Below are 21,718 nucleotides of genomic sequence, written 5' to 3' on the forward strand. Positions count from 1 at the left end.
CAGATTTTCTAGCCGGAAACCTCCTCCAGCACCACGGCATTGCCGTCGGCGCGCAACGACGCGCGCCCCTCCAGCAGCGCCAGCAGCCTTTCACCAGCTGCGGCCCGCCGCCATCCCCGCAGGATCGGCAGGTCGCGTTCACCGCTGACCAGTGATTCCAGATCCTTGCGCGTGGCCAGGGCGCCGGCACTGATCTCGGCCTCGGCCGCCCGCGCCTTGAGGCCGCAGGTCAGCAAATCCACCAGCGCCTGACCGCCGGCATCCAGCGGCTGGCCGGGCCCGATCAGCGCCTCCGACGGCTCGTCCGCCGCAGCGGCAATGCAGGCCAGGATCGCCGCCTCCTGCTTGCGCCGGGTGGCGTCGGCCAGCCCGCGCACCCGGGCCAGCTCACCGGCATCACGCGGACGGCGTCGGGCCAGGTCCAGCAGTACGTCATCCTTGATGATCCAGCCGCGCGGCCGGTCGCTGTCGACCGCGGTGCGCTCCCGCCAGGCCGCCAGTTGCGCCAGCGCCCGCTGCTGGCCGGCACGCAGCTTGCGCACACCCTTGACCCGGCGCCAGGCGTTGTCCGGGTCCGGGGTGTAACGCGCCGGATCAGTCATCGCCTCGAACTCGGGCGCCAGCCAGTCAAGCCGTCCGCGCGCCGCCAGTTCATCGCGCAGCGCGGTATAGGCGCCGGTCAGGTAGCGCACGTCGTCGGCGGCATAATCGATCTCGTCGGCGCTCAACGGCCGCCGGCTCCAGTCGGTACGGGAATGGGCCTTTTCCAGCCGCACGCCCAGCACATCCTCGACCAGCCGGGCATAGCCGATCTGGTCGGCATGACCGAGCAGCGCCGCCGCCACCTGGGTATCGAATATCGGCCGCGGCATTTCGCCGACCGCCTGGAGCAGCACTTCCAGGTCCTGGCCGGCGGCATGGAATACCTTGATCACCGAGGTGTCCGCCAGCAGCGGTGCCAGCGGGGTCAGATTCTCGCAGGCCAGCGGATCGATGCAGGCCAGTTCATCGGCGGTGGCCACCTGGATCAGGCACAGCTGCGGAAAGTAGGTGCGCTCGCGCATGAACTCGGTGTCCAGCGCCACCCAGTCCGCCTGCCGCAGCCGATCGACCAGCGCGGCCAGCCCAGCGGTGTCGCTCACCACGGCGACCTTGTCGAATGCCTCCGGTATCATGCGGCCCACTTATACGGTTGTTGCACCATGTTCGTCCAAACCTTACGCGTCACGCTGGATATCCTGTTGCTGCGACGGGGCCCGCAGGATCTGCCTGCGGACTGGAACCTGTTGTCGCTGGTTGCGGGCGCCTATCTTACCGTGACCTTCGCCCAGGTCAGTGTGGCCGCTTCGGTGGGCCCCGCGCTGGTCCAGGCCCTGCTGGCCACCGGGCTGCTGGCCCTCTACGTGCACGGCGTGCTCAAGTTCCGCGATCTGAGTCCGCGTTTCCTGCAGACGCTGATCGCGTTCTTCGCCACCGGCACCGCGCTAACCATTCTCATGCTCGGGCCCACCAGCGCCCTGGCGCCGATGCTCACGGCCCTGGCCGAAGGCGCCTCGCCGGACGACATCCCGCAACCCTCGACGCTGGTGCTGCTGGTGTACATGATCGTGGGCATCTGGGGGCTGATTGCCTTCGGCCACATCTACCGCCATGCGCTGGACCTGTCGCTGGGATTCGGGGTGCTGGTGGCACTGGGTTTCGAAATGCTGCTGTTCATGGCGTTCGCCCTGATCGGCCCCGCGTTGCGGTGACGATCCCGGCCGGACGCGACTGGACGGACCGCTGATGCGGGTCCACATCAGCGGTATCGGCGGCACCTTCATGGCCGGCGTGGCACTGCTGGCCCGGGCGGCCGGCCACCGTGTGACCGGCTCCGATCAGGGCCTTTATCCGCCGATGAGCACGCAGCTGGCCGAGGCCGGCATCGACGTGTTCGACGGCTACAGCGCGGACAATCTCGCGCACCGGCCGGACCAGGTGGTGCTGGGCAACGCCCTGTCGCGCGGCAATGCGGAAGTCGAGGCGGTACTGGACGCCGGCCTGCCCTACACGTCGGGCCCGCAGTGGCTGGCCGAAAACGTCCTGACGGGCCGGCATGTGCTGGCGGTGGCCGGCACCCACGGCAAGACCACCACCGCCAGCATGCTGGCCTGGATTCTCGAGCATGCCGGGCTGAAACCGGGATTCCTGATCGGCGGTATTCCGGGCAACTTCGGCGTCTCTGCCCGGCTGGGCGAGGGCGAGTGCTTCGTGGTCGAGGCCGACGAATACGACACCGCTTTCTTCGACAAGCGTTCCAAGTTCGTCCACTACCGGCCGCGCACCCTGGTGCTGAACAATCTGGAATTCGATCACGCGGATATCTTCGACAACCTGGCCGCCATTCAGCGCCAGTGCCATCACCTGGTGCGCACCGTGCCGGGGCGCGGCCGCATCATCCACAACGCCGCCGAGCCGGCCATCGACGAGGTGCTGGCGATGGGCTGCTGGACCCCCTGCGAGCCCTTCGGCAACGATGCCGGCTGGCAGGCCGTGCCGCACCGCGATGCCGCCACCAACTTCGATGTTCATCATGCCGGTCAACCGGTGGGCACGGTCCGCTGGGACCAGACCGGCGCGCACAACCGCATGAATGCCCTGGCCGCGGTGGCGGCGGCCGGCCATGCCGGGGTATCGCCCGCCGCAGCCTGCGCGGCGCTGGCCGAGTTCACCGGCGTCAAGCGGCGGATGGAAGAACGCGGCGCGGTCGGCGGCGTAACCGTCTACGACGATTTCGCCCATCACCCCACCGCCATCGCCACCACCCTGGAAGGCCTGCGCACCAGCCACCCGGACGGCCGCATCCTGGCGGTGCTGGAACCCCGCTCCAACACCATGCGCCTGGGCATCCACCGCGACCGCCTGGCCGCCTCGCTGGCCGCCGCCGACGCGGTGTTCGTCTATACCGCCGATCTGGCCTGGGACGCGGCCGAAGCGCTCGCCGGTCTGGGCGATCACGCGCTGCTTACCGACGACATGAACACCCTGGTCGCCGCAATCGTGGCGGCGGCGCGGCCCGGGGACCGGGTGGTGGTGATGAGCAACGGCGGCTTCGGCGGCATCCACGAGCGGCTATTGAACGGCCTGGCAGACCGCTGACCACCCTCGCCCGGCCCGGCCCGACGACAGCATTTTCTGACAGCAACCACGGCATTTCGCCGATAGGCAGACCCGCCGACAGCCCTGATCCTCCCAATGACCACGCCCGGTGCCTGGCGGCATCGGTCAATCTCAGAGGGAGGAAGACACCATGAAGACAAACAAACACTGGGTGGCCGGCGCCGCCCTGCTGGCCCTGTCAGGCGTCAGCCACGCGCAGGATCCGGTGGCCAATCTCACCGGGGGGCTAAATAGCCTGGCCATCAATCTCAACGGCACCGTGAACACGCTGCTGATGGGCGATGCCAGCGCCACGACCCAGAATCTCGGCATGACCGTGTCGACGCTGATCGGCGACCTGTCTGCCGGCACTCCGCTGGCGGGTCTGGCCGAGTCGGGCATTGCCCTGTCCGATTCCCTGACCAATGCGGCGCTGGGCATCACCCCGACCGTCGACGGCATCACCATTCCCATCGCTCGAATCGGCGAACCGCTGACCCTGCCGCTGATTCAGGTCACCGATGACCTGCTCGGTGAAGGCCTGCCACTGCTGGGCGGCGGTGAGCTCGGTGGTCTCCCCTTGATCGGCGGCGACCTGCTGGGCGGGGACCTGCTCGGTGGGGACGGTCTGCCGCTGATCGGCGGCCTGCTGGGCGGTGACGACGGCGGCCTGCCACTGGTCGGCGGCCTGCTTGGCGGCGAAGGTGGCATTCCGGTCATCGGCGGGCTGCTTGGCGGCGAGGGCGGCATTCCGGTCATCGGTGGCCTACTCGGTGGTGAAGGCGGCATTCCCGTCATCGGCGGATTGCTCGGCGGCCAAGGCGGTATCCCGATCATCGGCGGCCTGCTGGAAAGCGAAGATGGTCTGCCCCTGATTGGTGGCCTGCTCGGCGGCCAGGGCAGCCTGCCGATCATCGGCGGCTTGCTGGGTGGCGGCATGGTGGCCGGTAACGGTCAGGGAATGCTGCTGGCGGAACTGCCGTTGCCCCTCGAATCGCTCGACCCGAACACGGCCGGCGCGCTGGTCAACGGGGTCACGCTGGCGGGCCTCTAAGCGGCTGCCTTCAATACCTTCGTGTCACTGGCCCGGCGATTCATCGCCGGGCCTTTTTCATGGCTGGCGAACATCCAGCCCATCGACGCGTGCGTCAATTTTCTGACACCCCCACGCGCAATTTGCCGATGGACCGGCATCCGATCAGCCGCGATCATCGGCAACGATGACACCCATCCGCGCCGGACAAACCCGGCGTCATTCGCGTTTCAGGGAGGAAATGCATCATGACAACCAAGCATTGCTTGAAATCCGCCGGGCTCGGCCTGGCACTGCTCGCCGCATCCAGCGGCAGCTGGGCCCAGGACGGTGGCAATATCGTGGCCGCACTGGATCACGCGGTGGCCAATCTGGATTCGACGCTCAAGAACGTCCTGACCGGCAACGCCGTTGCCGCGACCGATGATCTGCAGATCCTGGTCAACACGCTGGCGATGGACCTGACCGACGGCAGCCCGCTGGCCGACCTCGCCGCTGAAGGCGGCACCCTCCAGGGTCTCACCGACCCGTTGTTCGGCATTGCCCGGAGCAACGTGGCCCCGCTGCTCGGCCAGCTTTCAGCCCCGGTGGTGGAGATCGCGGCACCGCTCAGTTCGCTCTACGTGAATGGCGGCCTGCTGGCCAACGGCATCCCGCTGGTCAACGGTGAGGAAATTGTCCTGCTGAGCGATGCATCCCTGCCGTCGCTGGGTGGTCTGGGCCTGCCCACCGGTTTGCTGGTGGTCGTCCGGGACCTGGCCGAAGTCGATCTGCTCGGCCCGGGCGATGGTGATGGCGGCGGCGTGCTGCTACCGATTGCCGGCGGCGATGGCAGCCTGCCGTTGCTGGGCGGTACCGATGGCCTGCCGCTGATCGGCGGCCTGCTGGGTGGCGAAGGCGGCCTGCCCCTGGTGGGTGGCCTGCTCGGCGGCGAAGGGGGTATCCCGATCGTGGGCGGCCTGCTCGGTGGTGAGGGTGGTCTGCCGCTGCTCGGCGGCGACAGTGCGGGCGGCCTACCGATCGTTGGTGGCCTACTTGGTGGTGAGGGCGGCATCCCCATCGTGGGCGCCCTGCTGGGTGGCGACGGCGATCTGTTGCTGATCGGTGATCTGCTCGGCGGCGACGATGGCGGTCTGCCGCTGATTGGCGGCCTGCTGGGTGGCCAGGGCGGCCTGCCCATTGTCGGCGGTCTGCTGGGCGGTGGCATGGTGATGGCTGGCGGGTCTAACGGCCTCCTGCCGGAAGAAGTGCCCCTGCCGCTGAATCAGGTCGACGGTGGCACGCTCACCGCGCTGGCCCGGGACGTCACCCTGCAGGGTCTGTAAACCCGTGCATCGCCGCCCGCAACAGGCGCGGCGGCGATGTCGTGACAATGCCCGTTTCCCGCCCGCCCGGTGTTTTCACATCGGGCGGGTTTTCATTGCTGTCGATTTTTCCTGTAGTCTTTCTCTTACGCAGCTGTAGTGGCAGGCCTCTCGCCGGCTATCAGGCTCACGCGGTTTTTTCGTACTTCACAATAATCGAGCGTAGGAGAGTTCCCATGAAACGCATTGCACTTTCAATCGTGCTGTCGGCCGGCTTTGTCGGCACGGCTGCCGCACAGGGACCGCAGAACCTGCAGGTCCTGCTCAACAACGTCGACAACACCGTCAACGGCCTGGTTGAAGGCCCGGCTGCTAATCGCGGCCTGGATTCCAGCCTGATCGCCAGCTTCAATGGCGAGCTGGTCAGCGATAATGGCACCATCATTGCGCCGGACTACGTCGAGAACACCCTGACCGACGTCCCGGCCAACCTGTTCACCGGTACGCTTGTCGGCACGCCGCTGGAAGGCATGGAACTCCAATTCATTGCCGCCGGCCGTGATCTTGGCCAGCAGCTGGTCGAGGCCGGTCGCCCGCTGTTCGAAGCGCTGGACGGCCCCGCCGGCCAGTTCGCCGACGCAGCGTCGCCCCTGAGCGGTCCGGGCATCGAGTTCCTGGAAGAGCTCGAGTTCAACCTGGTACTGGATACCGTCATCCCCGATCCGACCGGAGGCGCTGGCGGCGGGCTGCCGACACTGCCCGGCCTGGGTGATGCCGGTCTGCCGGGCCTGGGCGATGCCGGTCTGCCGGCGCTGCCCGGTCTGGGCGACGCCGGTCTGCCGGACCTGCCCGGCCTGGGCAGCCTGACCGACCTGCTGATGCTGCCGAATCTGCCGTCCTAACCCACCTCGGGTAACGGCATTCGCGCAACAAGCCCCCGGCCCTTGGCCGGGGGCTTTTTCGTTGCGGCTCGAATAATCCGCGGGACGTTGTACATTGATCATTAGCTGTATATATTTACATGCAAACGGCAACCGGATCGCCTCATGCTCGACCTTACCGACCGCCAGGCCGCCATCCTGGGCTTCATTCGCGACACCCTCGCCGAACGCGGCATTCCGCCCACCCGGGCGGAGATCATGGACCACTTCGGCTTCGCGTCGCCCAACGCCGCCCAAGCCCATCTGCGGGCGCTGGCCCGGCGCGGGGCGATTGAGCTCAGCGCCGGCCACAGCCGCGGCATCCGGCTGTCGCCGCAGGTGGCCGATCCCGACACCCTGCCACTGATCGGCCGGGTGGCCGCCGGCGCCCCGATCCTGGCGGTGGAAAATATCGAGACCCATCACCGGATTGCCCCCGCGCTGTTCAGGCCGCGGGCCGACTACCTGCTGCGGGTGTGCGGCGACAGCATGATCGACGCCGGCATTCGCGACGACGATCTGCTGGCCGTGCACGCCACCCGTGAAGCCGCCAACGGCCAGGTGGTGGTGGCCCGGGTGGATGACGAGGTCACCGTCAAGCGCTTCCGGCGCCGGGGCAATATCGTCGAGCTGCTGCCGGCCAACCCCGCCTACGAGCCCATCGTGGTGGACGGCAGCAGCCAGTCGCTGGCGATCGAGGGCCGGGCCGTGGGCGTGATCCGCCGCGACGATTTCAGCGATCGGCCATGACCGGATCGGTTGCCGATCTGCTGCGCCATCCCGACATCTGGCGCGGCGGGGCGGCCGCCGACACGCCGGGCCTGCCCAGCGGCTTTGCCGCGCTCGATCAGCGCCTGCCAGGCGGCGGTTTCCCCGCAAACGGCCTGACCGAAATCACCCCGGACTCGTCGGGTATCGGGGAACTCGGCCTGATGCTTCCGGCCCTGATCGCGGCCATCGAACAGGGCCGGCATCTGCTCTGGGTGGCGCCGCCCCATCTGCCCTACGCGCCGGCGCTGGCCGCGGCCGGCCTGGATCTGACGCGGCTGGCGACGGTCACCACCGCGTCGGCACCGGATGCCCTATGGGCCGCCGAACAGGGTCTGCGGGCCGGAGCGGTCGTGGTGCTGTGGGCCGCCGACTTCACCGCCCCGGCCGCCCGCCGACTGCAGCTTGCGGCCGAAGCCGGCAACCGACCCGGTTTCATTCAGCGGCCGCCCGGCATGCCTGCCGATCCGCGCCTGCCCGCCGCGCTGCGGCTGCGTCTTGCCCCGGGGCCGCTGGTGCACGTGCTCAAGTGCCGCGGCCGCGCCGGTTTCCGAGTCGATCTGTCCCGGTCCATGTCGGCCCGAACGCGGGCCGCGGATAACCAATCAGGGATTGCTGATGCTATGGCTCTGCCTGTGGCTACCGGCGCTGGCGCTGGACGCCCGCTGCCGGCACGGCACGCCTGACACTCCGGTTGCGATCACGGATATCGACCGCCGGCGCCACCTGCTCGCGGCCAACCCGGCCGCGCGGCTGGCCGGCGTACAGCCCGGCCAGTCCGCCGCCACCGCCCGGTCGTTGCTGCCGGAGCTGCATCTACTGGCCCGGGACACAGCCGCCGAGGGCCGCTGCCTGCGACAGCTGGCGGCCTGGGCGCAGCAGTTCACCGACCGCGTGGTGCTGCAGTCACCGCAGTCACTATTGCTGGAGGTCGCCGGCAGTCTCACCCTGTTCGGCGGCGCCGAAACCCTGCGGCACCGCGCCGCGCGGGAACTGAATGATCTGGGCTTCGCGGTCACGGCCGCCATCGCCCCCACCCCGGCGGCCGCCACCGCGCTGGCGCGAATCGGGCGCGGTGAATGCCTGACCCGGGGCGCTGATCTGGCCGAGTCCCTGGCGGACCTGCCGCTGTCGGCACTCACCATCGAGGCGCAGGCACTGGATGACCTCCAGGCGAGCGGCCTGCACCGGCTGGGCGACATCCTGACCCTGCCCGCGGCGGCCCTGGCACGGCGTTTCGGCCCGGATTTCATCACCTATCGCGATCGCCTGCTGGGCCGCCGGCCGGATCCCCGTCAGCCCTACCAGCCACCACGCCGCTACGAGGGCGAACTGGCACTGCCGGCCCCGGCCGATACCGCCGCCGCCCTGGGCTTTGCCGCCCGGCGCCTGCTGCGGGAACTATGCGGTCAGCTGCGCGCGGTGGATGCCGGTGTCACCCGCTGCGAACTGATTCTGACCCACCGCGATGCCGATCCCACCCGCGTGACACTAGGCCTGCGGGCGCCGGGGCGCGATCCCGACCATCTCGGACGCCTGCTCGACGACCGGCTGGATCGCACGCCGCTGCCCGCCCCGGTGGATGGCCTGCGATTGCGGGCCACGGGTTTCGTGCCGCTGGAACAGCCCCAGCAGAGCCTGCTGCCCACCACGGACGACAGCCAGTGGCAGCGTCTGCACGAAACCCTGGCCGCCCGGCTGGGCCCCGGCGCCATCCGCGGTCTGGCCGTGGTGGCCGACCACCGACCGGAACGGGCCAGCCGGGCCGTCGACCCCGGCACCCCCAGCCAGGCCAGCGACAATCGCCCCCGGCCCCTGTGGCTGCTTCATGCGCCCGAAACCCTGCCGGCCGAGCTGGTGCCGGACCGGACGTCCGCCGGCCTCACCCTGCTGGCCGGCCCCGAGCGCATCGAAAGCGGCTGGTGGGACAGCCGGGACGTGCGCCGCGACTATTACGTCGCCGCCACCGGGGACGGCGCCCGCTGGTGGATATTCCGGGACCGCGACGGGTGGTTCCTGCACGGGTTGTTCGCATGACGGCCACCACCAGCGACAACAATCCCGCCTACGCCGAGCTGCATTGTGTGTCCAACTTCAGCTTCCTGCGCGGGGCCTCACACCCCGAGGAGCTGGTCGAGCGGGCCGCCGAACTCGGCTACACCGCCCTGGCGATCACCGACGAAGCCTCCATGGCCGGCATGGCCCGCGCCCACGCCGCCGCCCGGCAACATGAACTGCACCTGATCGTGGGCAGCGAGATCGCCCTGACCGACGGCCCGCGGCTGGTCCTGCTGGCCACCGGCCATGACGGCTACTCCCGGCTATGCGGGCTGATCACCCGCGGGCGCCGACGCGCAGCCAAGGGCGACTACCAGCTTACCCGTGACGATCTGGCCGACGGTTTACCCGGCTGCCTGGCCCTGCTGCTGCCCGACACCGAGACGACGACCGAGACCGCCGACTGGGTGACCGCGCGTTTCGGTCACCGCGCCTGGATTGCTGCCGAACTGCACCGTGGGCCCGACGACAATGCCCGCCTGCACGACCTCCGGGCGCTGTCGCACGCAGCCGGTCTGCCGCTGGTGGCCGCCGGCGGCGTTCACATGCACGCGCGTGGCCGGCGGGCCCTGCAGGACACCCTCACCGCCATCCGCCACGGCGTGCCCCTGAACGAAGCCGGCCACCGCCTGCTGCCCAACGGCGAACGCCACCTGCGGGCCCGCAACGCCCTGGCCCGGCATTACCCCGCCGACCTGCTGGCGGAGACGCTGAACGTCGCCAGCCGCTGCCGCTTTTCCATGGCGGCGCTGCGTTATGAATACCCCGCGGAACTGGTACCACCCGATCGCATGCCGGCGGCTCATCTGCGCGCCCTGGTCACGGCCGGCGCCGAACGGCGCTGGCCGGACGGCGTTGCGGCGCCTATCCGACAGCGCATCGACGATGAGCTCGCCCTGATCGCCGAGATGCGCTACGAGCACTACTTTCTCACCGTGCACGATCTGGTGGCCTTCGCCCGCAGCCGGGGCATTCTCTGCCAGGGCCGCGGTTCGGCGGCCAATTCGGTGGTCTGTTTCTGTCTGGGCATCACCGAGGTTGATCCGGTCAAGCGCCAGATGCTGTTCGCCCGCTTCATCTCGAAGGACCGTGACGAGCCGCCCGACATCGACGTGGACTTCGAACACGAGCGCCGCGAGGAGGTGATCCAGTACATCTATGCCAAGTACGGCCGCGACCGCGCCGCCCTGGCCGCCACCCTGATCACCTACCGCCCCCGCAGCGCGGTGCGCGACGTGGGCAAGGCACTGGGTCTGGGCGCCGACCAGGTGGATAGCCTGGCGAAGAATCTCGCCTGGTGGGACGGGCAGGAGGCCTTCGAAACCCGTATCCGCGAAGTGGGTCTGGACCCGGCCTCGCCCGTCGTCACCCGCCTGCGACGGCTGGTGGCCGACCTGATCGGCTTCCCCCGCCATCTGTCGCAGCATGTGGGCGGCTTCGTGATCAGCCACCGGCCGCTGCATCAGCTGGTGCCGGTGGAAAACGCGGCCATGCGTGACCGCACGGTGATCCAGTGGGACAAGGACGACCTGGAATCGCTGGGACTGATGAAGGTCGATGTGCTCGGCCTGGGCATGCTCTCCTGCCTGCGGCGGGCCTTCGACCTGGTGGCCGACTTACGCGGCGTGCGGCATACGCTGGCCTCCCTGCCCGCCGGCGACGGTCCCACCTACGCCATGATCCGGCGGGCCGACACCGTGGGCGTGTTCCAGATCGAGTCCCGCGCCCAGATGAGCATGCTGCCTCGGCTGCGGCCGGAAAGATTCTTCGACCTGGTGATCGAGGTAGCCATCGTCCGGCCCGGCCCGATCCAGGGCGGCATGGTGCATCCCTATCTGAAACGCCGGCAGGGGCTGGAGCCAGTCACCTATCCCGACGAACGCCTGAAGGGCGTGCTGGAACGCACCCTGGGCGTGCCCATCTTCCAGGAGCAGGTGATGCAGATCGCCATGGTCGCCGCCGACTTCACCCCCGGCGAGGCCGATGCCCTGCGCCGGGCGATGGCCGCCTGGAAAAAGCGCGGCGGGCTGGAACCGTTCGAGGCCCGGCTCAAGGCCGGCATGCGCGCCAACGGCTACGACGCCGCGTTTGCCGACCGCATCTTCGAGCAGATCAAGGGCTTCGGGGCCTACGGGTTTCCCGAATCCCACGCCATCAGTTTCGCCTTGCTGGTCTACGCCTCGGCCTACCTGAAATGCCACGAGCCGGCGGCGTTCGCCTGCGCCCTGCTCAACAGCCAGCCCATGGGGTTCTACGCCCCGGCCCAGATCGTCCGGGACGCCCGCGAGCACGGCGTGACGGTGCGCGGGGTGGACGTTGGCACCTCGCGCTGGGACTGCAGCCTGGAAACCGTCGACGGCGGCGAGCCGGCACTGCGGCTGGGTCTGCGCCAGATCAAGGGGCTGGGTCGGGGCACGGCCGATCGCATACTGGCCGCACGTGACAGAGCCGGGTTCACCGACATCGCCGATCTGGTGCGGCGAGCGAATCTGGACCGGCGCGACCGCCGCACGCTGACCCGAGCCGGGGCGCTGGCCGGTCTGGCGGAACACCGCCATGCCGCCTACTGGGCGGCCCAGGGCGTGGCACCGCTACCCGGTCTGTTCGCCGACCACACGGCCAGCGACGACACCCCCGAGCTGCCCGCCCCCGCCGAGGGTGAGGATATCGTGGCCGACTACGCCAGCCTCGGCCTCACCCTGGGCCGGCATCCGCTGGCGCTGATTCGCAACCGGCTGGCGCGGCTGCAGGCGGGCACGGCGGCCGATTTCGCGGGGCTGGACCACGACCAGCCCGCGCGGGTGGCCGGTATCGTCACCATGCGCCAGCGCCCCGGCACCGCGAAGGGGGTGATGTTTCTCACCCTGGAGGACGAGACCGGTCAGGTGAATGTCATCGTCTGGCCGCAGCTGGTCACCCGTTTTCGCCGTCAGGCGCTGGCCGCGCGGCTGCTGCTGGTCAGCGGGGTGATGCAGCGCAGCGGCGAGGTCCGCCACCTGCGCGCCGAACACCTGGAAGACCACAGTCCTCTGCTCGGGCGGCTGACCACCCGGTCCCGCGACTTCCATTGACCGCTGGAAACGGCGCGGCTACAGCAGCTGAAACGCCATCATGCCGATACCGACCAGACCGCCGGCCCAGGCCACGGTGCGCAGGGTGTGCACGCCGAAGAAATACAGCGGTACGAACACCACCCGGGACCAGAAGTACACCCAGGCGCCCAGCGCGGTGGTGGCGTTGGCGTCGCCGGTGACCTGGACCAGCACCAGCAACGGCAGGGCCCAGATCGCGGTTTCCTTGAAGTTGTCGTTGGCCCGCCAGGCCCGGTTGAGAAAGACGTTGTCCGAGGTCGGCAGATTGTCCCGCGCGCCCAGCAGCGGCATCAGCCCGTGGACCGGAATGTTGCAGCCCGCCATCAGCAGGATATGGAAAAAGCCCAGCCCGAGGGTGAGCACGAATACGGTGGTTTCGACGGTCATGGCGGTTCCCTCCCTTGTTGCCGCCCCGAGTATAGCCAGCGTTCAGAGACGTTCGAACACGTAGATGCAGGGCCACACACCGCTCATCTGGATCAACCGCCGGCGCCGCAGCCGGAAACCACCGGCCGCGCGCAGACCACGGTTGACCGCCCCGCCGCGATCCGCCAGGAACACCAGCCTATGCCCCGGTGCCAGCCGGTCGGCCGCCAGCTCGAACAGGCGCCGATAGAAATCCGGAAACTTCATGCCGCGGCCCAGCTTGCGACCGAAAGGCGGATTGGTGACCACGGCGTCGAAGACGCCGAGATCGTCCAGCCCGGCGAGGCTGTCACGGCAGTCGACCCGGCCCCGGTCGGCCAGACCGGCGACCGCCAGATTGGCACTGGCCCCGGCTACGGCCCGCTCGTTCCAGTCGCAGCCAATCACTTCGATTCCCGGGGCCAGATCACCGGCTTCCAGCAGAATGGTGCCGGAACCGCAGAAGGGGTCGAGCACCCGCCCGGCGCTGTCCTCCTCGATGCCGGCCATGCGCAGGGCCGCGTAGGCGATGTTGGCGCGCAAACCCGTGGGATGGGTCTCGACACGCGGATGCCGGTTGGACAGCGCCCGGTGCGGCAGCACGACATCCACGATGCAGCGCGAATCGATCACGTCCACATGTACCGCCGCGTCATAACCGGTCAAGTCCACCGACACCTGCCAGGCGCGGTTGATCGCCGCGCCCACGGCACGCATCACGTCCTCGCTGGTGAACGGCTGGTCTCCGCGCCGGATGCAACTCGCCCGGAAGCTGGCGGCGGTGGCCAGTTCGGGCAGGTCAAGTTTCGCAACCCGGGCGGCAATCTCGGCCAGCGGGTCGGGCCCGTCCGGCAGGTCGAACCGGTCAACCGGCCGGCGCACGTGATGGATGCTGCGCATGCGCGGGGCCACCGCCGCCATCACGTCACCATCGGTGCCGGCCAGCACCCGGCCGCGCACGCCGCTCCGGCGGGCATCGAAGCCACCGGCCGGGGCGCCGGCGGCATAGCAGCGCTGGCGGAATTCGGCGATAACCACCTTCTCCAGACCCGGATTGGTGGTAAACACGCGCTGGCAGCCGGTTACCTTGAGGGTGTCGGTCATGCCGCCAGCTTAACCGCTGGCCAACCGGCCGGGTCCGCGTCAGGATTGGAGTATGGTCGAGCCTGATTGCTGCCAGCTCTGCGAACGCCGGGAGGTGCGGCTGACGCGCCACCACCTGATCCCGCGCCGCACCCATCGGCTCAAGCGAATTCGCCGCCGCTTCTCGCGCGACGAACGCCAGCAGCGCATTCTTTTCCTGTGCCGCCCCTGTCACAAACAGATCCACGCCGTGCTCGACGAAAAAACGCTGGCCGAGCGCTATCATGATCGCAGCGCCCTGCTCGGCCATCCGGACATCGCCCGCTTCGTGGCCTGGATCGCCGACAAGCCGGGCGGCTTTGTGCCTAAGACCCATCGCCCGCGGAGATAACCATGGCTGATGATTCCGCTTCCATCGAATCCCAGGGCCTGTTCGTGGGCGACCTGCGCCAATTACCCGGCGTGGGCTCGCTTACCGGCATGTTCAAGCGACGCGCCGACGCGCCCGTCGCCCTGGCGCCCGAGGGGCTGGAAGGCGACCGCCAGGCCGACCGCACCCACCACGGCGGCCCCGAGCGCGCGCTCAATCACTACCCCGCCGAGCACTACGATCACTGGCGGCAGGAATACCCGGATCTGGCCGACCAGTTCGAACCCGGCCTGCTGGGCGAGAACCTGAGCACCCGCGGCCTGACCGAGGCGGACGTGCATCCGGGCGATGTCTTTGCGCTGGGCACCGCCCGCATTGCGATCACCCAGCCACGCTATCCCTGTTTCAAGATCGCCCGGCGCACCGGCATCCGCAACTTCGCCCAGGTGGTGGCGCAGGCCGGTCGTTCGGGCTGGTTGTACCGGGTGGTCGAGCCCGGCGAGGTCGCCCCGGATGACGTGCCGGCGCGGATCGAAGCGGCCGGGCACGGATTCACCCTAGCCCGGTTGTGGAAGGTGCGTAATGACCCGGCGCCCGATCTCGACGAGATGGCCGCGCTCGCCGAACTGCCGCCGCTGGCGGAAAGCTGGCGGCAGGCCTACCGCAGCCGGCGGGAATACCTACTTCAGCGGGGCGCGGACTAGAACCGGGAATTCAAAAAGGGGAAGTCTGCCTTATTGATTTCGGTCCGGAAGCGGGTCTTCATAGGCCGCAGCATTCAGGATCGCCTTCACCCTATCCGAGCCCGAGACTCCCGCCCGCGCGCCGATTCCTACTACTGGCCGGTCCGCGGCCTGAACGGCCTGCTGATCATCACACTGGCCATCACCGGCATCGCGCTTGCCTTTGGGGCCGCCGCCACCGCCATCGGCTGGCAGCGGGCCCAGTTCCTGCTGCAGCGCGGCGGCCATGCCTACGAGCAGCTGGAGCTGCTGGCCCGGGTGGCCGGCGGCATCGACCGTTACATGGCCTCACTGGCCGCGCCCGGGGTCGACGACGAAGCCCGGCGCGACGCGATGAGCCTGCTGACGGCCTGGCATCAGTCCGTTGGTGCCGAGCTGGCGTTGCTCGAGCCTGCGGCCCGCGCTGACGAGCGCGGCGAACTCGATCAGATCGCCGCCATCGAGGCGCTGCTCACCCGCGCCGAGGAGGTACTACTGACCCGCCGCGAGCCGCTCTGGGTCACCCGTGAACACATCGAGCGACTACTCGACCAGGCAATCCGCGACGAACGCGCTGAAGTCCAAGCCAACGCCCGTCAAATGGCCGACACTGCGCGGGAAGCCACCCTGCTGGCAGTGGGCCTGCCCCTGCTGGTACTGACGCTGGCGGCCGCAGTGAATCTGGGCCTGGTCGGGGCGATGCGATCACGCCTGCGCCGGCTGATGCACGGGGCCGCGCTCGTCGGCGGCGGCCGGCTCGACTATCGCCTGCAGGACCGCACCCGCGACGACATCGGCCTACTCGCCGCTATGTTCGACCGCATGGCCGCCCGCCTGCAGCGCGACCGGCACCGGCTGGACAGCCTGCGCGCGGATCTGGCCAACCAGGTCGCGGCGCGCACCGCCGAACTGGAACAGCGCAATCGCCGGCTGCAGGCCGTCGACAACCGGCGCGAGCAGTTCTTCAGCGAGATTTCCCACGAACTGCGCACGCCGCTGACCGCCCTGCGCGGCGAGGCGGACATGGCCCTGCGCCAGCGCGCGCCGGATACCGGGCAACTACGGGCCGTTCTGCAGCAGATCGTGGGGCTGGCCGACAGCCTGTCCCATGCCATCGAGGATCTCGTGGCCCTGGCCCGCTCGCGCAGCCGCGAACTGGCCTTCGTGCGCGAGGATCTGCAACTGGGGAAGATCGTCAGCCGTGCCGCGGCCGCAGCCGGCGCGCTCGGCCGGCCACGCGGCATCCGCGTGATCGGCCTGGCGCCCGGTCACGCCGTGACACTGCGCGGCGACGGCCAGCGCCTGCAGCAGGCACTGCTGACCCTGCTCGACAATGCCATCAAGCACTCGCCGGACGAGGGCTGCGTCCACATCGAACTGGATCACGACCTGCCGACCGGTAGCGGCATCATCACCGTCACCGACCAGGGACCGGGCATGGCACCGGCCGAGCGCGAGCGGGCTTTCGACGGCTTCGCCCGTGGCGGCGACACCGGCGGTCTCGGCCTGGGGCTAACCATCGCCCGGCGCATCGCCCAGGACCACGGGGGCACCATCGAACTTGGCGCCGGCCCCGGCGGGCGCGGCACCCGGGCGGTACTTGTGCTGCCGCTGGCCGCAGCCGAGGTAGCCGCGCCATGAATCTGCTAATCGTCGAGGATGACCCACGGGTGTCGGACATGCTGCGGCGCGGCTTGGCCGCAGAGGGGTTCACGCCCGACACCGCCGAAAGCGGGGCCGCCGCCCTGGCCCGTCTGGGCAATGTGGACTATGACCTGATCATCCTGGATCTGCGCCTGCCCGACCTCGACGGCGTGCGGCTTTGCCAGCAGATCCGTGACGACGGCGACGTCACCCCGATTCTCATGCTCACCGCCCGTGACCGGGTGGACGACCGCGTGGCCGGGCTGCGCGCGGGTGCCGACGACTACCTGACCAAGCCCTTTGCATTCGAGGAATTGCTGGCCCGGCTGGAAGCAATCAGCCGACGCCGGCGGGGACACCCGGCTGAACAATGCCTGCGGGTCGGGCAACTCACATTGACCCCGGACATGCACGAAGCTCGCTGTGGCAATCAGACCATCGTGCTGAGTGCCCGCGAGTTCGCGCTGCTGCACTGCCTGATGGCCGGCGCGCCGCGGGTGCTATCGCGCACCCGCCTGCTGGAGCGGGTCTGGGGCCCGGACGCCGACGTTACCTTCAATACGGTCGACGTCTACATCGGTTACCTGCGCCGCAAGCTCGGTCAGTGTGACGCCCCGCCGCGACTGGAGACCGTGCGCGGCGTGGGGTATCGGCTGGTGGCGTGAGGCGCTGATTCGTTCTCAGCGTTTTCCCATCTTCCTCTCAAGCCTTTCTCAGGGTTGCTGCCCCAGTGTGGCCGGCAAGGCGTTCACAAAACCATAGCCACAAGCGCCGCGCGGGAGTCCATCAACGCGTTAACGAGGAGACCGATTCATGCGACAGCAATCCACGACGCCAAGGCGTCGCAATACAGCCCTGGTCCTGGCGGCCGGCATGGCCGTCAGTACCGCGCCGGCCCTGGCTGCAGACGTCAGCTGGGAGGACATCGTCAACGATGCCCAGACCCCGGAAAACATCCTGATGTACGGGTTCGGGCCGGACGCCCAGCGCTACAGCCCGTTGACCGACATCAACGTCAAGAACGTCGAGCGGCTGCGGCCGGCCTGGCAATTTTCCTTCGGCGACGAGAAGCAGCGCGGGCAGGAAACCCAGCCGCTGATTCACGACGGCGTGGCCTACATCACTGCCTCCTACTCCCGCATTTTCGCGCTGGACGTCGAAAGCGGCGAGAAGCTGTGGGAGTACGCCCACCGCCTGCCCGAGAACATCCGCCCCTGCTGCGACGTGGTCAACCGCGGTGCCGCGATCTACGGCGACAAGGTGTTCTTCGGTACCCTGGATGCGGCGATCGTGGCACTTAACAAGGACACCGGTGAAGTGGTCTGGCAGGAGAAGTTCGCCGATCACGAAGCCGGCTACACCATGACCGGTGCGCCCACCATCATCAAGGATCAGGAAACCGGCAAGGTGATGCTGATCCACGGCAGCTCGGGTGATGAATTCGGGGTGCTGGGCAAGCTCTACGCCCGCAACCCGGACACCGGCGAGGAAATCTGGATGCGACCGCTGGTGGAGGGTCACATGGGCCGCCTCGACGGCGAGGAAAGCACCACCACCGGCGACGCGGATGCCCCGTCATGGCCAGACGGTGACTACAAGGGCACCGGCAAGGCGGAGGCCTGGAGCCATGGCGGCGGCGCCCCCTGGCAGAGTGCGTCGTTCGATGTCGCCACCAACACCATCATCATCGGGGCCGGCAACCCGGCGCCGTGGAACACCTGGAAGCGCACCGGCGAGACCGGCGACCCGCAGGACTATGACAGCCTGTACACCTCGGGCCAGGCCTACGTGGACCCGAGCAACGGCGAACTGGTGGGCTTCTACCAGCACACCCCGAACGATGCCTGGGACTTCTCCGGCAACAACGAGATCATCCTCTTCGACATGAAGAAGGACGGCAAGACCGTTCGCGCCGGGGCCCATGCCGACCGTAACGGGTTTTTCTACGTCACCGACATCAATGATCTGGCGGATCGGGATGACGACATCATCAACGACGGCACCGCGGTAATCGCCGGTTACCCGTTCGTCGACAAAATCACCTGGGCCGAGGGCATCGACGAGAAGACCGGCCGCCCGATCGAAGTGGCCGGCCAGCGTCCGCCCAAGCCCGCCGAGGGCAAGGATCGCGGCGAGACCATTCAGGTGACCCCGCCGTTCCTGGGTGGCAAGAACTGGAACCCGATGTCCTACAGCCCGGATACCGGCCTGTTCTACATCCCCGCCAACAACTGGACCGAGGACTACTGGACCGAAAACGTCACCTACAAGAAGGGCGCGGCCTATCTCGGCCAGGGCTTCCGCATCAAAAAGCTCCACGACGACCACGTGGGTACCCTGCGGGCAATGGACCCGACCAGCGGCGAGATCGTGTGGGAACACAACGAAAAGCTGCCGCTGTGGGCCGGCACCATGACCACCGCCGGCAACCTGGTTTTCACCGGCACCAGCGATGGTTTCTTCAAGGCCTTCAACGCCAAGACGGGCAAAGAGCTGTGGAAGTTCCAGACCGGTTCCGGCGTGGTCGGCTGCCCCATTACCTGGACGCATGACGGCGACCAGTACGTAGGCATTGCCACCGGTTACGGCGGCGCCGTGCCGCTGTGGGGCGGTGACCTGGCTGACCTGACCCAGCCGGTATCTCAGGGTGGGTCGTTCATCGCCTTCAAGGTTCCGGACTTCGCCGCCCAGAACTAGGGGTCAACCGGAAAACCGTGACTTAACAAACAACCTGACGCTTTCTTTTCAGAGTGCCGGGTCGAATCCGTGGTGTCTTAGTCTCCAAATCTCCACTAAGTCGCTCCGCCACGGATTCGGCCCTCTTTTTTTCGTTTCAGGATCCCATCATGCGAATGCCCGCAATCCTCCTCGTGGCGCTATCCCTGACCATCGCCGGGCAGAGCCTGGCCGCCGGCGACGATGCCGATGATGCGGCCAGAATCACTGGCAACTGCCGCATCGAAGCCGGCGCCGACTGCCGCAATGCCGATCTGCGTCACGCCAATCTGGAGAACGCCGACCTGTCCGGCGTCAATCTCGCCGGCGCCAACCTGGCTCGTGCCGATCTTGAACACGCCAATCTCCGCGGGGCCAACCTGCGCGGCGCGAATCTGGAAGCGGCCGTTCTGGTCACCGCGTTCCTGCAGGGAGCCGATCTCACCGATGCCAACCTGCACGGCGCCAATCTGAACTTCGCGCGGCTGTCCGGTGCCACCCTGTCGGGCGCCAACCTCACGGCCGCCAACCTGGAAATGGCCTGGCTGCCCAAGGCGCAACTGGACGGGGCCCGGCTGATCAACGCCAACCTGCAGGAAGCCAAGCTGTCGCTGGCCAATCTGGCCGGTGCCGACATGACCGGCGCGCGCTATCCCTACGCCATCTTCCAGGGCACCCACATGGAAGACTGCACCGCCTGCCCGTTCGACTGGTGACCGTCCGCCGGTGCCTCGCCGGCCTGCTTGCCGCGCTCGCCGCCCCGGGCGCGCTCGCGGCTGATCCCGCCCTCGGCGACGGAACCGCCGCCGCGCTTCGCGCCTGCCGGGCGGAAGCCGGGGACGACGCCCGGCTAGCCTGCTACGACCGCGCAGTTGACCGGCACCTGTCATTCGATTTCGCCGGCCGCGGTCGCGAAAGCACCGCCGTCTTCACCAGTCCGGGACCATTCCGGGTGCGTTACCGCAACGAGGACGTGATCTTCGTGATCTACATCTACCGCACCAGCGGTAAACTGGTTCGCTCCTACGGCACCGGCCCCGGCGAGGGTCATCTCGACGTGGAAACCAGCGGTGAGTTCTATATCGAAGTGAAGGCCACCGGCACCTGGAAACTCTGGGTCACGCCGCTGCCGGCAAGCGGCTGAGCCGCGCGGATCAACCGCTGCCAACCAGCACCCGGTGCAAATGCGGATTCAGGAACACCCCATCCGGATCCAGCCGCTCGCGAACCGCCCCGAAGTCTCGCCATGCCGGATAGCGAGATGCCAGACGCCCGACATCCTCGTCATGCCACTTGCCCCAGTGCGGGCGGCCATCGTGATCGCGGAAAATCTCGCCCAGCGCGGTGAAGTAATCGATGAACGGCATGCGGGCATGCACATGGGCGGCGATATAGGCCGAGTCCCGACCGTAAGCCGGCGATAGCGGAATATCATCAGCCGCGGCATCGCGGATCTCCAGCGGGAAATTGGTGGCGAACCGCGCCCGTTCGATCAGCTTGCGAACGGCCCGGAGTACCTCGGGTAACGCCGCCCGCGGCAGGCTGTACTCGGTTTCGTTGAAGCGCACCAGCCGGGACGTGGCGTAGGCGGCATGGGCCGGTGCGACCTGATCATGGCGGGGTACCGCGGCGGCGGCGATGCGGTTCAGGCGCGGGCAGCTCGACGGCCGGGCACGAGCGATGCGCGAAAGCGCCCACAGGCCGCCATTCTCCACCAGCAGGTCCTGCCAGCGTCGCCAGCGGCCACCGCCGCGTGCCGGCTCGACCGTTTCGTCCATGGTCTTGATCTGCACCCGGTCGGTGTAGGGAAACCAGTAGTACTCGACATTGCGGTGAGCCGCCCGGCGATCCTCGAGACCGGCGAGCATCTCGTCCCAGCCAATCCGGTCGCTGCGGTAATGCAGGCGGTAGGCCGGCACGCAGGCCAGTTCCACTTCGGTGACGATGCCCAGCGCGCCGAGATGAATGCGCCCGGGGTGGAAAATGTCGGCATGTCTGTCCGCGCTGCACCAGCGGGCCTGCCCGTCGGCGCCGACCAGGCGCATGCCGGTCACCTGCGTGGCCAGATTGCCGAAGGCCGCGCCGGTGCCATGGGTGCCGGTGGCCAGCGCCCCGGCCAGACACTGCACGTCGATGTCGCCGAGATTGGGCATGGCCAGCCCGTGATCGTGAAGTGCGGCGCCCAGCTCGCCCAGGCGGGTACCGGCCCCGACGCGCACTCGCCCGGTGGCACTATCCACCGACCGCAATCCGGTAAAGCGCGACAACGACACCTGCACCCCGTCGGTTGCGCACAGTGGGGTGAACGAATGACCGGCCCCGACCGGCCGTACGCACTCGCCGGCCTCGCGGGCCGCCAGGATGATGGCGCCCAGTTCCGCTTCATCGGCCGGGATCATCAGCCGGCGCGGATGGCAGACAACGCTGCCGGACCAGTTGCGCCACTGCGGCACGTCAGGAACCCGC

General features: G+C 68.5%; 20 protein-coding genes. 16 read left to right on the top strand and 4 right to left on the bottom strand.

Features of this window, described 5'->3' with window-relative positions; translation table 11 throughout:
- Nucleotides 1–8: 8 nt before the first annotated feature.
- On the bottom strand, nucleotides 9–1,142 hold the full coding sequence (gene rnd / locus RM531_RS05605) for a ribonuclease D (protein ID WP_311657915.1): 1,134 nt from the start codon (nucleotides 1,140–1,142) through the stop codon (nucleotides 9–11).
- 60 nt (nucleotides 1,143–1,202) lie between these two features.
- Between rnd and RM531_RS05610 the strand changes: the two genes are divergently transcribed.
- From RM531_RS05610 to RM531_RS05650, 9 genes are all read left to right on the top strand, one after another.
- Nucleotides 1,203–1,751, top strand: coding sequence for a hypothetical protein (locus RM531_RS05610; RefSeq protein WP_311657917.1), 549 nt, complete (start codon nucleotides 1,203–1,205; stop codon nucleotides 1,749–1,751).
- Between the two features lie 34 nt (nucleotides 1,752–1,785).
- Entirely contained in the window at nucleotides 1,786–3,138 is a 1,353-nt protein-coding gene (mpl, locus tag RM531_RS05615) for a UDP-N-acetylmuramate:L-alanyl-gamma-D-glutamyl-meso-diaminopimelate ligase (RefSeq protein WP_311657918.1), read from the top strand.
- A gap of 151 nt (nucleotides 3,139–3,289) precedes the next feature.
- Nucleotides 3,290–4,192: a hypothetical protein gene (locus tag RM531_RS05620; protein ID WP_311657919.1), complete on the top strand. Its 903-nt coding sequence runs from the start codon at nucleotides 3,290–3,292 to the stop codon at nucleotides 4,190–4,192.
- 227 nt (nucleotides 4,193–4,419) lie between these two features.
- Nucleotides 4,420–5,496: a hypothetical protein gene (locus RM531_RS05625; protein ID WP_311657920.1), complete on the top strand. Its 1,077-nt coding sequence runs from the start codon at nucleotides 4,420–4,422 to the stop codon at nucleotides 5,494–5,496.
- Between the two features lie 215 nt (nucleotides 5,497–5,711).
- A complete protein-coding gene (locus tag RM531_RS05630) occupies nucleotides 5,712–6,377 on the top strand; it encodes a hypothetical protein (RefSeq protein ID WP_311657922.1) in 666 nt (221 codons plus the stop codon).
- Between the two features lie 144 nt (nucleotides 6,378–6,521).
- Nucleotides 6,522–7,145, top strand: a complete 624-nt coding sequence (lexA, locus tag RM531_RS05635; RefSeq protein WP_311657923.1) for a transcriptional repressor LexA — start codon at nucleotides 6,522–6,524, stop codon at nucleotides 7,143–7,145.
- Complete coding sequence (gene imuA, locus RM531_RS05640; RefSeq protein ID WP_311657925.1) at nucleotides 7,142–7,849, top strand: translesion DNA synthesis-associated protein ImuA; 708 nt, start codon at nucleotides 7,142–7,144, stop codon at nucleotides 7,847–7,849. The genes lexA and imuA overlap by 4 nt, the downstream gene beginning before the upstream one ends.
- Entirely contained in the window at nucleotides 7,782–9,200 is a 1,419-nt protein-coding gene (locus RM531_RS05645) for a Y-family DNA polymerase (RefSeq protein ID WP_311657927.1), read from the top strand. Before imuA ends, RM531_RS05645 begins: the two co-directional genes overlap by 68 nt.
- Complete coding sequence (locus RM531_RS05650) at nucleotides 9,197–12,292, top strand: error-prone DNA polymerase (RefSeq protein ID WP_311657929.1); 3,096 nt, start codon at nucleotides 9,197–9,199, stop codon at nucleotides 12,290–12,292. The genes RM531_RS05645 and RM531_RS05650 overlap by 4 nt, the downstream gene beginning before the upstream one ends.
- An 18-nt stretch (nucleotides 12,293–12,310) precedes the next feature.
- On the opposite strand, the gene RM531_RS05655 is transcribed toward RM531_RS05650, so the two are convergent.
- Nucleotides 12,311–12,700 (bottom strand): MAPEG family protein, encoded by a 390-nt coding sequence (locus RM531_RS05655; RefSeq protein WP_311657931.1) that lies wholly within the window; start codon nucleotides 12,698–12,700, stop codon nucleotides 12,311–12,313.
- Nucleotides 12,701–12,742: 42 nt separating this feature from the next.
- A complete protein-coding gene (locus RM531_RS05660; protein ID WP_311657933.1) occupies nucleotides 12,743–13,822 on the bottom strand; it encodes a methyltransferase in 1,080 nt (359 codons plus the stop codon).
- Nucleotides 13,823–13,874: 52 nt separating this feature from the next.
- Here RM531_RS05660 and RM531_RS05665 point away from each other — a divergent pair, with 52 nt between their 5' ends.
- From RM531_RS05665 to RM531_RS05695, 7 genes are all read left to right on the top strand, one after another.
- Complete coding sequence (locus RM531_RS05665) at nucleotides 13,875–14,192, top strand: hypothetical protein (protein ID WP_311657934.1); 318 nt, start codon at nucleotides 13,875–13,877, stop codon at nucleotides 14,190–14,192.
- Nucleotides 14,193–14,194: 2 nt separating this feature from the next.
- Nucleotides 14,195–14,875 carry an MOSC domain-containing protein gene (locus RM531_RS05670; RefSeq protein ID WP_311657936.1) on the top strand — a complete coding sequence of 227 codons (681 nt, stop codon included), beginning with the start codon at nucleotides 14,195–14,197 and terminating at the stop codon, nucleotides 14,873–14,875.
- A gap of 33 nt (nucleotides 14,876–14,908) precedes the next feature.
- Nucleotides 14,909–16,534: a sensor histidine kinase gene (locus RM531_RS05675; RefSeq protein ID WP_311657937.1), complete on the top strand. Its 1,626-nt coding sequence runs from the start codon at nucleotides 14,909–14,911 to the stop codon at nucleotides 16,532–16,534.
- A complete protein-coding gene (locus RM531_RS05680) occupies nucleotides 16,531–17,202 on the top strand; it encodes a response regulator transcription factor (protein WP_311657938.1) in 672 nt (223 codons plus the stop codon). The genes RM531_RS05675 and RM531_RS05680 overlap by 4 nt, the downstream gene beginning before the upstream one ends.
- Before the next feature lie 208 nt (nucleotides 17,203–17,410).
- Complete coding sequence (locus RM531_RS05685) at nucleotides 17,411–19,234, top strand: methanol/ethanol family PQQ-dependent dehydrogenase (protein WP_349255403.1); 1,824 nt, start codon at nucleotides 17,411–17,413, stop codon at nucleotides 19,232–19,234.
- A gap of 149 nt (nucleotides 19,235–19,383) precedes the next feature.
- Entirely contained in the window at nucleotides 19,384–19,968 is a 585-nt protein-coding gene (locus RM531_RS05690; protein WP_311657944.1) for a pentapeptide repeat-containing protein, read from the top strand.
- On the top strand, nucleotides 19,965–20,396 hold the full coding sequence (locus RM531_RS05695; protein ID WP_311657945.1) for a hypothetical protein: 432 nt from the start codon (nucleotides 19,965–19,967) through the stop codon (nucleotides 20,394–20,396). The genes RM531_RS05690 and RM531_RS05695 overlap by 4 nt, the downstream gene beginning before the upstream one ends.
- 10 nt (nucleotides 20,397–20,406) lie before the next feature.
- Here RM531_RS05695 and RM531_RS05700 read toward each other — a convergent pair whose 3' ends face one another.
- Nucleotides 20,407–21,705 carry a D-arabinono-1,4-lactone oxidase gene (locus RM531_RS05700; RefSeq protein WP_311657947.1) on the bottom strand — a complete coding sequence of 433 codons (1,299 nt, stop codon included), beginning with the start codon at nucleotides 21,703–21,705 and terminating at the stop codon, nucleotides 20,407–20,409.
- Nucleotides 21,706–21,718: the final 13 nt, after the last annotated feature.

The sequence above is a fragment of the Spectribacter acetivorans genome, assembly GCF_031846305.1.
Lineage (GTDB): Bacteria > Pseudomonadota > Gammaproteobacteria > Nevskiales > Salinisphaeraceae > Spectribacter > Spectribacter acetivorans.

Excerpts from the sequence above, each read along its gene's own strand:
- RM531_RS05630 (WP_311657922.1), top strand. The coding sequence starts at position 5,712 with ATGAAACGCATTGCACTTTCAATCGTGCTGTCGGCCGGCTTTGTCGGC.
- RM531_RS05670 (WP_311657936.1), top strand. The coding sequence starts at position 14,195 with ATGGCTGATGATTCCGCTTCCATCGAATCCCAGGGCCTGTTCGTGGGC.
- RM531_RS05685 (WP_349255403.1), top strand. The coding sequence starts at position 17,411 with ATGGCCGTCAGTACCGCGCCGGCCCTGGCTGCAGACGTCAGCTGGGAG.
- RM531_RS05645 (WP_311657927.1), top strand. The coding sequence starts at position 7,782 with ATGCTATGGCTCTGCCTGTGGCTACCGGCGCTGGCGCTGGACGCCCGC.
- RM531_RS05680 (WP_311657938.1), top strand. The coding sequence starts at position 16,531 with ATGAATCTGCTAATCGTCGAGGATGACCCACGGGTGTCGGACATGCTG.
- RM531_RS05620 (WP_311657919.1), top strand. The coding sequence starts at position 3,290 with ATGAAGACAAACAAACACTGGGTGGCCGGCGCCGCCCTGCTGGCCCTG.
- RM531_RS05610 (WP_311657917.1), top strand. The coding sequence starts at position 1,203 with ATGTTCGTCCAAACCTTACGCGTCACGCTGGATATCCTGTTGCTGCGA.
- RM531_RS05625 (WP_311657920.1), top strand. The coding sequence starts at position 4,420 with ATGACAACCAAGCATTGCTTGAAATCCGCCGGGCTCGGCCTGGCACTG.
- mpl (WP_311657918.1), top strand. The coding sequence starts at position 1,786 with ATGCGGGTCCACATCAGCGGTATCGGCGGCACCTTCATGGCCGGCGTG.
- RM531_RS05655 (WP_311657931.1), bottom strand. The coding sequence starts at position 12,700 with ATGACCGTCGAAACCACCGTATTCGTGCTCACCCTCGGGCTGGGCTTT.
- RM531_RS05650 (WP_311657929.1), top strand. The coding sequence starts at position 9,197 with ATGACGGCCACCACCAGCGACAACAATCCCGCCTACGCCGAGCTGCAT.
- RM531_RS05690 (WP_311657944.1), top strand. The coding sequence starts at position 19,384 with ATGCGAATGCCCGCAATCCTCCTCGTGGCGCTATCCCTGACCATCGCC.
- RM531_RS05665 (WP_311657934.1), top strand. The coding sequence starts at position 13,875 with ATGGTCGAGCCTGATTGCTGCCAGCTCTGCGAACGCCGGGAGGTGCGG.
- lexA (WP_311657923.1), top strand. The coding sequence starts at position 6,522 with ATGCTCGACCTTACCGACCGCCAGGCCGCCATCCTGGGCTTCATTCGC.
- RM531_RS05660 (WP_311657933.1), bottom strand. The coding sequence starts at position 13,822 with ATGACCGACACCCTCAAGGTAACCGGCTGCCAGCGCGTGTTTACCACC.
- imuA (WP_311657925.1), top strand. The coding sequence starts at position 7,142 with ATGACCGGATCGGTTGCCGATCTGCTGCGCCATCCCGACATCTGGCGC.